The 10957-nt window shown below is 63.7% G+C and carries 7 protein-coding genes; 3 read left to right on the forward strand and 4 right to left on the reverse strand.

From position 1 onward, the window contains the following. Positions 1-5: 5 nt before the first annotated feature. Both FAX90_RS09710 and FAX90_RS09715 read right to left on the reverse strand, forming a co-directional pair. Positions 6-1484, reverse strand: coding sequence for an AMP-binding protein (locus FAX90_RS09710; RefSeq protein WP_144097183.1), 1479 nt, complete (start codon positions 1482-1484; stop codon positions 6-8). Between the two features lie 159 nt (positions 1485-1643). After that, positions 1644-1895 carry a hypothetical protein gene (locus FAX90_RS09715; RefSeq protein WP_144097184.1) on the reverse strand — a complete coding sequence of 84 codons (252 nt, stop codon included), beginning with the start codon at positions 1893-1895 and terminating at the stop codon, positions 1644-1646. Positions 1896-2199: 304 nt separating this feature from the next. On the opposite strand from FAX90_RS09715, the gene polA reads away from it, so the two are divergent. From polA to FAX90_RS09730, 3 genes are all read left to right on the forward strand, one after another. Continuing rightward, complete coding sequence (gene polA / locus FAX90_RS09720; protein ID WP_144097185.1) at positions 2200-5103, forward strand: DNA polymerase I; 2904 nt, start codon at positions 2200-2202, stop codon at positions 5101-5103. Between the two features lie 129 nt (positions 5104-5232). Further along, positions 5233-6546, forward strand: a complete 1314-nt coding sequence (locus tag FAX90_RS09725) for a CHASE3 domain-containing protein (RefSeq protein WP_170234931.1) — start codon at positions 5233-5235, stop codon at positions 6544-6546. Between the two features lie 73 nt (positions 6547-6619). Continuing rightward, positions 6620-7720: a mechanosensitive ion channel family protein gene (locus FAX90_RS09730; RefSeq protein ID WP_144097187.1), complete on the forward strand. Its 1101-nt coding sequence runs from the start codon at positions 6620-6622 to the stop codon at positions 7718-7720. A gap of 36 nt (positions 7721-7756) precedes the next feature. On the opposite strand, the gene FAX90_RS09735 is transcribed toward FAX90_RS09730, so the two are convergent. Together FAX90_RS09735 and FAX90_RS09740 are read right to left on the reverse strand one after the other, a co-directional pair. Beyond that, positions 7757-10060 carry a CDC48 family AAA ATPase gene (locus tag FAX90_RS09735; RefSeq protein WP_144097188.1) on the reverse strand — a complete coding sequence of 768 codons (2304 nt, stop codon included), beginning with the start codon at positions 10058-10060 and terminating at the stop codon, positions 7757-7759. Between the two features lie 340 nt (positions 10061-10400). Then, positions 10401-10844 carry a COG3650 family protein gene (locus FAX90_RS09740; RefSeq protein ID WP_144097189.1) on the reverse strand — a complete coding sequence of 148 codons (444 nt, stop codon included), beginning with the start codon at positions 10842-10844 and terminating at the stop codon, positions 10401-10403. Between the last annotated feature and the right edge of the window lie 113 nt (positions 10845-10957).

Here is a 10957-nt window from a genome sequence, read left to right on the forward strand (position 1 = left end):
CCCGGTCAATCGGTGAAGAGGGAGGCGTAGCGTTCGCGCAGCGCCTTCTTCTGGATCTTGCCCATCGTGTTGCGCGGCATTTCGTCGATGACGATGACCGTCTTGGGCACTTTGAATCCGGCCAGGTCGCGCTTCATCTCTTCTCGCACCGCGTCGGCGTCGATCTCGCCATTGGCGCGCAGGACGGCGACGACGGCTTCGCCGAAATCGGGATGCGGCACGCCGATCACGGCGGCTTCGGCCACGTCGTCACGATCGTCCAACAGAGCCTCCACCTCTGCGGGATAGACGTTGAGCCCGCCGGTGATGATCAGGTCTTTCTCCCGCCCGACAAGCTGGACATAGCCGTCCGCGTCGATCAGCCCCATGTCGCCGGTGATGAAGAACCCGTCGTCGCGGAATTCGGCCGCGGTCTTTTCCGGCATTTTCCAGTATCCGGCAAAGACGTTGGGGCCTTTCACCTCGACGATGCCGACTTCGCCCTGCGGCAGCGGCTGGCCCTCGCCATCGGCAATCCGCAAATCCACGCCCGGCAGCGGCGGGCCGACGAAACCTGCCTTGCGCGCCCCGTCATAGGGGTTCGAACACAGCATTCCCGTTTCGGTCATGCCATATCGTTCCAGCACGCGGTGGGCCGTCCGCGCCTCGAAAGCGCGGTGGATGTCGGCCGAAAGCGGCGCCGATCCGGAAATGAACAGCCGCATGTTCCGCGCCGCTTCGGCGGTAAAGCCGTCTTCGGCCAGAAGGCGGATGTAGAACGTGGGCACGCCCATCATGACGGTGGCGTCCGGCATCGCATCGATCGCGGCCCGTGCGTCGAACCGGGCCTGGAAAATCACGGTCGCGCCGGAAAACAGCGCGCAGTGCAGCGCGACGAACAGGCCGTGGACATGAAAGATGGGCAAGGCGTGGATCAGCCGGTCATCGGCAGTGAAGCGCCAGAAATCGACCAGCATTTCGCCGTTCGACACGAGGTTGCGGTGCGTCAGCATCGCGCCCTTGGGCTTTCCGGTCGTGCCGGAAGTGTAGAGGATCGCCGCGATATCGTCGCCATTGCGCGAAACCGGATCGACCGCCGTCTCGGGCAGGCTTTCGAACTGGCCCTCAAGCGTCGTGACCGCAAGGTCACTGCCGCCGATGCGGGCGAACAGGTCGCGTGAGCCTTCGCGGCAGACGGCAAGGACAGGGCCAGCGTCGCTTACGAAATAGGCAAGCTCGCTCTCGGTATAGTCGTTGTTGAGCGGGAGGTAGATCGCGCCGCAGCGCAAGGTGGCGAGGTAAAGAACGACCGTCTCGACCGACTTGTCGGTCTGGACCAGAACGCGTTCGCCGGCCCGCACGCCCTTGGCCTGCAACCGGCTGGCGAGGCCGCCAGCGGCGCTTTCGAGTTCGGCATAAGTCCAGTTACGGCCGTCCGCCTCAATCGCGGTCCTGTCGCCGAATCGGGCGAAGCTGCGGGCGAAACGATCGTAAAGGCTGGCCATCGGCGAAGATCTCCTGCGGGTCGGCCCACGCAGATGCCTTGCCGAAGCCCGCTATTCAAGCGCAGCCGGATCGGTTTCGGCCATCCGTTGCGCAGACAACAAAAAAGGCGCGGGAACCGAAGTTCCCACGCCCTTTTCGTAAAGCTTGAAAGCTTAGGCTCAGTCAGCCTGTGCTTCTGCTTCGGTTTCGCCCTGAACGTCGGCTTCGACTTCAGCAGCGGCTTCGTCAGCAGCAGCAGCAGCATCGTCAGCAGCTGCTTCGACGGCCATGCCGGCTTCGTCCATGTTTTCTGAGGTGTCATCAGCAGCCGAATCAACGGTAGCTTCAGCCGAATCCTGCGTGCCTTCCGAGCAAGCGGTCAGCGAGAGAGCAGCGCCAGCAACGGCGGCGGCGAGAATGATCTTGCGCATGAATATGCATCCTTATTCAGAATAATACGTGCCGAGACCCTCAAACACGTGCGATCCGACCCTCATGGACCGAACCATGGAGGCACAAATAAACACTTCCGAATCGGGATGCAAGCGTTCTCATGCAAAACGCCACGCTCCTTGTCGCAGGACACTTGGGCAACAATGCGGCGTATTGAGGCGGAATTGGGGCAAAGGCCGCTTTTTTTGGCCCTTTCCGGCTGTTTCCTGCCGTCCGATTGCCTGTGCTTTTGGGCAAATCAGCGGCTGACCTTACCGCGGCCCCCTGCTAATCCCCTTGGCCATGAGCGATGCCGACACGAAAACTTCCGCCGAAAGCCCTGCCGAATCCGCGAATCGCAGGCCCCATCTCTATCTCGTCGACGGGTCGGCCTATATCTTTCGCGCCTATCACAGATTGCCGCCGCTGACCGATCCCGAAGGGACGCCGGTGGGTGCCGTCTATGGCTATACGACGATGCTGTGGAAGCTGGCGCAGGATCTCGACGATGCGGATGGGCCGACGCACCTTGCGGTGATTCTCGACAAGGCGTCGCGATCGTTCCGGCACGACCTGTTTCCCGATTACAAGGCGAATCGCCCGCCGCCGCCCGAAGACCTGGTGCCGCAGTTCCCGTTGATTCGCGACGCGACCCGCGCTTTCAGCCTGCCCTGCATCGAGGAAGAGATGCTGGAGGCCGACGATCTGATCGCCAGCTATGCGCGCGCAGCGACCCGCAAGGGCTGGGACGTGACGATCGTGTCCTCGGACAAGGACCTGATGCAGCTGGTCGGACAGTGCGGCGATGCCGATGACGGGGTCGAGGGCGGCTGTGTCGACATGCTCGACACGATGAAGAACGCGCGCATCGACATACCCGAAGTGCAGGAAAAGTTCGGCGTCCTGCCCGAACAGCTGGGTGATGTCCTCGCTCTCATGGGGGACAGCGTCGACAATGTGCCCGGCGTCCGGGGCATCGGCCCCAAGACGGCATCGAAGCTGATCAACGAATATGGCACGCTTGAGGCCGTTCTGTCCGCCGCGCCGGACATGAAGAAATCGAAGATGAAGGAAAACCTCATCGAACACGCGGACATGGCGCGCCTGTCCCGCGAGCTTGTGCAGCTGAAGGAGGATTGCGATCTTCCCATGGAGCTGAAGGATTTTGCGCTCGACGGTATCCCGCCCGATCCGCTGGCGGCGTTCCTGTCGAAGCACGGCTTCACCTCGCTGCTCAAGCGTTTGGGCAACGGCGCGGGCAGCCCGGCGCGGCCCACCGACCTCAATCCCGCCAAGGCGGAGAACGCGGCAGCGGAGCAGGTCGAGGGCGCGACCCGCCAACCGCTTCCCGAATGGCCGAAGATCGATCTCGATACATATGAATGTGTGCAGAGCGTCGAACGCCTGGAGGCATGGATCGAACGCGCCTTTACGGCCCATGCCGTGGCCATCGATACCGAGACCAGCTCGCTCGACGCGATGCGGGCGGAGCTTGCCGGCGTGTCGCTGGCGCTTGGCCCCAATGACGCCTGTTACATCCCCCTGGGTCACGGCAGCGACGACATGTTCGCCGAAAAGCCCGAACAGGTGCCGATGGACGTCGCGCTCGCAAAACTGAAGCCGCTGCTGGAAAGCGATGCGGTGCTGAAGGTCGGGCAGAACATCAAGTACGACATCAACGTGCTGTCCCGTCACGACATCGCGATGGGGCCGGTGGAGGACACGATGATCCTGTCCTTCGACCTCGACGCCGGGCGCGGCGGCGGCGGCATCGGGCAGGCGCATGGCATGGACTCGCTGGCCGAGACGCACCTTGGCCATACGACGCTGACCTTCAAGGATATCTGCGGCACCGGCAAGAAGCAGATCCCGTTCAGCGCGGTCCCACTCGACAAGGCGACCCGCTATGCCGCCGAGGACGCGGACGTGACTTGGCGTCTGTGGAAGGTCCTGCGCCAGCGCGTGGCAGACGAAGGCGCGACGCGTATCTATGAGCAGGTGGACCGCCCGCTGATCCCCGTCGTCGCCGGGATGGAGCGTGAAGGCATCAAGGTCGACCGCGATTTCCTGTCGGGGCTTTCGTCGGAATTCGGCGGCCAGATCGATGCGCTGGAAAAGCAGATTCACGAAATGGCCGGAGAGCCGTTCACCGTCGGCAGCCCGAAGCAGCTTGGCGAGATCCTGTTCGACAAGATGGGCTACAAGGGCGGCAAGAAAGGCAAGAGCGGGCAGTATTCGACCGACCAGTCGGTGCTCGAAAAGCTTGCCGCGCAGGGCGTGGACATGGCTGCCCGCGTGCTCGACTGGCGGCAGCTGTCGAAGCTGCGCTCTACTTATACCGAGGCGTTGCAGGAGGCGATCAACCTGCGCACGGGCCGCGTGCATACCAGCTACAGCCTTGTCGGTGCGCAGACCGGGCGGCTTTCATCGACCGATCCGAACTTGCAGAACATCCCGATCCGCACCGAAACCGGCCGCCGCATCCGCGAGGCTTTCGTGGCGGAGGAAGGCAATGTCCTGCTGGCCGCCGACTATAGCCAGATCGAATTGCGCCTTGCCGCGCACATGGCCGATGTTCCGCCGCTCAAGGAAGCGTTCGCCAATGGTGAGGACATCCATGCCCGCACCGCGCTCGAAATGTATGGCGAGGTCACCCGCGACACCCGCGCGCAGGCCAAGACGATCAACTTCGCGATCCTTTACGGCATCTCGCGCTGGGGCCTTGCTGGACGGCTAGGCACCGACGCGGAAGAGGCGCAGGGCATGATCGACCGCTATTTCGAGCGTTTCCCCGGCATCCAGCGCTACATCGTCGCAACGCTCGAAAAAGTGCGCGAATGCGGGTATTCCGAGACGCTGTTCGGGCGAAAGACCCACTTCCGCAACATCAATTCGAAGAACCAGGCCGAACGCCAAGGGGCCGAACGTGCCGCGATCAACGCGCCGATACAGGGCACCAGCGCCGACATCATCAAGCGCGCGATGGCCCGCATGCTGCCGGCGCTGCGCGATGCGGGGCTGAAGGACGTGCGGATGCTGTTGCAGGTGCACGACGAACTGGTCTTCGAACTGCCCGAAGGCGATGTTGCCGCCGCCAGCCCGATTATCGAGCGGGTCATGGCAGAAGCCGCCTTGCCGTCCGTCACGCTCGACGTGCCGCTGGGCATCGACATCGGCACCGGCAAGTCGTGGGGCGAGGCGCACTAGCCGCCTTGAACGTCCGGCCAAGTCGATTGACGCGGGTGCCAATCTGCCAGAGAGAAGGGCGCGGCCTGTTGTCGCCGCAAAACGGGCTCGTGGACGGTTAGCACAGGAATGCCATTGCAATTGTTCAATATGTTGCGGCCGGACGATACCGGCGGCTCGCGCCAGCGCCGTGCGCCGATCCTTCTCGTCCTGACGCTGACCGCGGTCGGCCTGATCGGCAGCCTGCTGCTCGTCTGGTCCACGATCGCGAGCGAGCGGGCCGAGCGTCAGCAGGTCGAGCGGACCAATGAGATCATGTACGCGGTGCGCGACATCGACCGGGCGGCAATCAATGCCGAGGCGGGTCAGCGCGGCTATTTCATCACGCTCGACAAGCGATACCTGGCCTCATACGAACTGGGCCGTTCGCTCTATCCGCGATCGATGGAGCGGCTGAAGGTCGAGGTCGAGGCAGCGGGCATGCTTCCGCGCCAGCGCGAATTGCTCTCGGTCATCGAACAGCACGCCGACGCCAAGTTCGAGGAACTGGCCACGACCGTCGAGATGATCGGGCGGGGCGAAATCCGCGATGCGCAGCAGCGGATCCTGTCGGACGAAGGGCGCATCGCGATGGAGCGGCTGCGCAATTCCCTGTCTGAGATGGAAGCGTTGGAGCAGGGCATCCTCGCCTCTGCCACGCAAGAGGCGGCCGCTGCCGAAGATCGCATTCTTCCGCTCCTGTCGCTGACGCTCCTGCTGACGATCGGCGCACTGGGACTTGGCCTGTGGTCCACCGTTCGCGCCGCTCACGCAGAGGCGCAGGCCGCGCAGGCGGCCGAACTGGCCGAGGCGCGCGACCGTGCCGACCTGCTGGCCCACGAGCTTAATCACCGCGTGAAGAACCTTTTCGCGGTCATCCTTGCCATCGTGAGGATGAGCGCGCGCGACAAGCCCGAGGCTGCACCCGTGGTCGAGAGCATATCGGCCCGCATTCACGCGCTTCTCGATGCCCATGACGCGACACAGGGCAAGGGGCCGGACGGCACAGCGCGGATGCGGGTGCTGATCGACAAGGTGCTCGCGCCCTATTCGGACGCAGGCAGCGTGGTCGAGGTTTCCGGCCCCGACGTCGATCTGACGCCGAGGGAGGCGACGCCGCTGGGCCTTGTGTTGCACGAACTGGCAACCAATGCGGTCAAGTATGGCGCCTGGTCTGGCGAGGGCGGCAAGATCGCCATCGACTGGGCGTACGAAGGCGCGGGCGCCGATCGCGCGCTTCGCCTCGCGTGGAAGGAAACCTCGCCAAATCCGACCCCGCCCAGCGATCGTACGGGTTTCGGCTCGATGCTCATGCAAAGCAGCGCGCGCCAGCTCGGCGGCGCGATCGAGCGCCGGTTCGAGCCTGACGGCATGATCGTCGATATCCACTTCCCGTTCGCCGCGGCGAGCGTTCCCACGTCCTGAACCGCGCCGGATTGCCCGCCTTGAAGTTTAAGGGGCGTTGAATGTTGCAGTGCAGCAACCTAGGTTCGCCGCCATGCAAGCGATTCAAGACCTGCTCGCCGAAACCCCGCCGTGGATGAGTGATAGCGCCGTCGCGCTGCTGGCCGCGGCCATCGCCATCCTCGCGGCCCTTGTCGTGCACCGGTTCATCTTCCGTATCCTCAGGAAGTTCGCCAAGGGCAGCGACAGCAGTACCGACGACCTTCTGGTGCGCAAGCTGGCTCGGCCTTCGCGCTATGCCTTGATCGCACTGGGTCTGGTCCTCGCGGCGCGGGAAATCCCCCTGCTGGAGACGGTATGGGAGCGCGTGGCGGGCTTCGTCATGCCCGCACTGGTCGGCTGGATCGCGCTGGCCATCCTGCACGCTTTCATCCACGCGATGACCATCCGGGCGGATATCACCGTTGCCGACAATCAGCGCGCGCGGCGCAAACGCACGCGGCTGGCCATATTCTCTCGCATCGGAACCGCGGTCATCATTTTCGTCACCGTGGGCCTCATGCTCCTGTCGATTCCCGGCGTGCGCGATATCGGTGTGACCCTGATGGCTTCGGCCGGCCTTGCCGGCCTTGCCGTCGGCGCGGCGGCACAGCCTGCGCTCAAGTCGCTGATCGCGGGGATGCAGATGGCGCTGACCGAACCGATCGCCATCGACGATGTCGTGATCGTGGACGGGGAATGGGGCCGGATCGAGGATATCAAGACGACTTACGTGGTCGTGAAGATATGGGACGAGCGGCGGCTGGTCGTGCCGACGACCAAGTTCCTTGAGGAAACCTTCGAAAACTGGACCAAGCGCGGGTCGCAGCTGCTCGGCTCGGTCATGCTCTATGTCGATCCCGCAACCGATGTCGCCCCGATCCGCGAGGAATTCGAACGCCAGATCGCCGATCACGGTCTTTTCGACGGGCGGGTTCAGAACGTGCAGGTCACCGACCTGAAACCGAATGCGATGGAAGTGCGCCTGCTGGTCAGTGCGACCGCTGCGCAAGAGCTTTGGGACCTTCGCGTCGCGATCCGCGAATCGATGATGGACTGGCTGCGCCGCGAAATGCCCGACGCCATCGCCAGCCAGCGCCTGCGCACGACCGAACCGGTCCGTGTCGAGGGCGCTCCGGCTATCCTGCAGGGCTGATACGAAAAAGGCCCGCCATGGTGGCGGGCCTTTCCCTTATTCGTGCTTGTTGTCGCGGGTCGGGCTCAACATCCCCGGCGTCACGAACCCGATGGGGTTCACTTCGGCCGCGCGCCGTTTCAACTCGCCGCGCATCTTGGCGTATTCGCTCTCCATCCGGTCGGTCACCGTCGGGCGCGAATCCTCCAGCGCGTCCTCGAAGTCCGTCTTGGTGACGGTGGACACGTTCGAACCTTCGCGCCGAATGGCGTTGAGGCCCGCGCGGCGGACCACGTCTTCAAGGTCTGCGCCGGTATAGCGTTCGGTCTTCTTCGCGACGTCGGCCAGGTCGACGTCTTCTGCCAAGGGCATGGCCGAAGTGTGGATCTTGAGGATGTGCAGGCGGCCCGGTTCGTTCGGCGCGCCGACATAGACCAGCTCGTCAAAACGGCCCGGACGCAGCAGCGCCGGATCGACCAACGTGGGCCGGTTGGTGGCACCGATGACGACGATCGACTGCAGTTCTTCCAAGCCGTCCATTTCCGCCAGGATCGTATTGACCACGCGGGCGGTGACTTGCGGCTCGTTGCCGCTGGACCCGCGTGCGGGGACCAGGCTGTCGATCTCGTCGATGAAGACGACGCAAGGGGCGACCTGTCTGGCGCGGGCGAAAAGCTTCGAAATCTGCTGTTCGCTTTCGCCGTACCACTTGGAGAGGAGATCGGACGACTTCATCGAGATGAAGTTCGCCTCCGCTTCCTTGGCGACGGCCTTGGCCAGCAGTGTCTTGCCGGTTCCCGGCGGACCATAGAGCAGGAAGCCCTTGGCCGGACGGATGCCCAGGCGCTTGAAAGCGTCGGGGTTCTTCAGCGGCAGTTCCACGCCTTCGCGCAGCATTTCGGTCGCATCGTCCAGACCGCCGATGTCGGACCATCCGACAGACGGGGCCTGCACCATGACTTCGCGCATGGCGCTGGGCTGGATGCGCTTTGAAGCGGAGATGAAATCGTCGCGCACGACTTTCAGGTCGTCCAGCACTTCGGGCGGGATCGTGCGGGCATCGAGGTCGATGCGCGGCATGATCCGGCGCACCGCGTCGATAGCGGCCTCACGCGCCAGTGCGGCAAGGTCCGCGCCGACGAAACCGTGCGTCTTGCGGGCGAGTTCCTTCAGGTCGACGTCGTCGGCCAGCGGCATGCCGCGCGTGTGGATCGCGAGGATTTCCTTGCGCCCGCTTTCATCGGGAACCCCGACGATGATCTCGCGGTCGAAACGGCCGGGGCGGCGCAGCGCCTCGTCGATGGCGTCGGGCCGGTTGGTTGCCGCGATGACGACAAGGTTGGACCGCGCCTGAAGCCCGTCCATCAACGTCAGAAGCTGTGCGACAAGGCGCTTCTCCGCCTCACCCTGCACGTTCTGGCGTTTGGGCGCGATCGAATCGATCTCGTCGATGAAGACGATGGAGGGGCTGTTCTTCTCTGCCTCTTCGAAGACCTCGCGCAGGCGCTTTTCGGATTCGCCATAGGCCGAACCCATGATTTCCGGCCCGTTGATCAGGAAGAAATTCGCGTCCGATTCGTTGGCGACGGCCTGGGCCAGGCGCGTCTTGCCCGTTCCCGGCGGGCCGTGCAGCAGCACGCCCTTGGGCGGATCGACACCAAGGCGGGTGAACAGTTCGGGATAGCGCAGCGGCAGTTCGACCATCTCGCGAAGCTGCTGGATCGTCTCGCTCATCCCGCCGACGTCGTCGTAGTTGACGGCCGCACGGGCGTCGCGCGGTTCTTCGAACTCCGCCTTCAGCTCGACTTCGGTATTCTCGTCGATGTGGACGATGCCTTTGGGCGTGGTCGACACGACAGAAAGGCGGATCTGGGTCAGGGCATAGGCGGGCGCGTTGAACATGCGCGCGATTTCGGGCGGCATGTCCTGAACGCGCTGCTGCCCGCGCGTGGCGACAAGATCGCCGGCGGTAAGCGGGCGTCCGAAGAAATTGCGGCGCAGCGCCTCTGCCGGGCCCTGCAGGCGCATCTCGCGCTGGGCCGGGGCGAACACGACGCGGGTGGCGGGGCGCGAATCGGCCTTGCGGACACAGACATGCTCGCCCGAACCCACTTCGGCATTGCCGCGTTCGAGCCCGTCGAGCCGGATCACGTCCAGCCCTTCGTCTTCGGGATAGGGCAGAAGGGCGCGGGCAGGCGTCTTGCGCTTGCCCTCGATCTCGATCACGTCCCCTTCGGTAATGCCAAGTGTTGCCATCGCGGTGCGCGGGATGCGGGCGATGCCATGGCCCGATTCCTCCTGCTTCGCGGCTGCGACCTGCAGCTTGACCTCGTTTTCGATCGCAGCGCCTGCGTCGGCCATGAAATTGTCCTCGTCCTGTCTGGTACGGTCTCAAAGGACGAGATGGGAAGTGGTTCCGCCACATGCAAACGGTCAGGCCGCTTCGCCATGCGGATTTCGGACAAAAAAAGGCCCGGGCGGAAGACCGACCGGGCCGTATAAGTTTGGGAGAGGATGCCTGTAAGGCCCGTCCTAAGTGCCGGTTCGGCGGCTATCTCGCAAGTGCGAAAACAGAAATGTAAATTGCACAAAATGCAACTAATCACGTAAACCATTGTAATTCAGCCACGTCAGCATATTAATACGTGAAAAGAGGAGCATTCTTATGGGGCTGACGCAAATCTTATTGTGCGCCGCACCATCAGGGCTCGGTCGGACGGGCGCATCCGTGGAAGGTCTCCGTTCCCAACCGCAAGGTCGACGCAAAGGGGTAGCTGCGGTCAGACATACCGTCCGAACACGGCTCTTGCGTCACCGATAGCATCAGGTCATCGCCGTCCAGTTCGCCCGAAAGGGCAAGCTCGTTGCTTTCGGTCTGTTCGCGGATGACGTCGATCTGCCGCCCTTCCTGATCTTCAGGTGTCATGTAGCGCAGTTTCCCTTCGCTGACATGAATGGCCCAGAACGGTTCCGTGCCCAGTGCGCGGAACGACTGCGGGAAGCGCGATTCGCCCGGTAGCGCGGTCTGCGTCGGGTCCGGCGTGGCCATCCCCTCCGTCGGCGAAGGGGCCGGTGCCTGCTCTGTCCCGCAGGCGACGAGCACGACAGCGAGCGAGGCGGCAAGCAGGGATTTTGTCGTAATCATGGTCCTCTGGCTATCAGAAGGGGAACCTGGGTGCGAGCATGGTTGTTCTTCGCCTTGCCTGCCTGTGCACGCTCTGGCACCGGTGCGCGCCAGACGATCAGGTGCCAACCCGT

The sequence above is a fragment of the Croceicoccus sediminis genome (assembly GCF_007570835.1).
GTDB classification, from domain to species: domain Bacteria; phylum Pseudomonadota; class Alphaproteobacteria; order Sphingomonadales; family Sphingomonadaceae; genus Croceicoccus; species Croceicoccus sediminis.